The sequence below is a fragment of the Nonomuraea aridisoli genome (assembly GCF_003236395.1).
GTDB classification, from domain to species: Bacteria; Actinomycetota; Actinomycetes; order Streptosporangiales; family Streptosporangiaceae; genus Nonomuraea; species Nonomuraea aridisoli.
Window position 1 is genome coordinate 1 of record NZ_POUD01000699.1, and the last position, 407, is coordinate 407.

Below are 407 nucleotides of genomic sequence, written 5' to 3' on the forward strand. Positions count from 1 at the left end.
AGCACGGCATTGCCGCCGTGGCGCTCCATAACTCGCATCATATCGGCCGTATCGGTTACTGGGCGGAGCAGTGTGCAGCGGCGGGGTTTGTCTCTATCCACTTTGTTAGCGTGGTCGGTATTCCAATGGTCGCGCCGTTCCACGGTCGCGACAGCCGCTTTGGCACCAATCCGTTCTGTGTGGTTTTCCCTCGTAAAGATAATTTCCCGCTGTTGCTTGATTACGCCACCAGCGCCATCGCATTTGGCAAAACCCGCGTCGCCTGGCATAAAGGCGTCCCCGTGCCGCCAGGTTGCCTGATTGACGTTAACGGCATGCCGACGACCAATCCGGCGGTAATGCAGGAGTCGCCGTTGGGTTCGCTGTTGACCTTTGCCGAACATAAAGGCTACGCCCTTGCAGCGATG

General features: G+C 58.2%; 1 pseudogene. It reads left to right on the plus strand.

The window, feature by feature from the left end:
* Nucleotides 1-407, plus strand: a pseudogene (gene hcxB / locus C1J01_RS54400) (hydroxycarboxylate dehydrogenase HcXB); the annotation flags it as partial.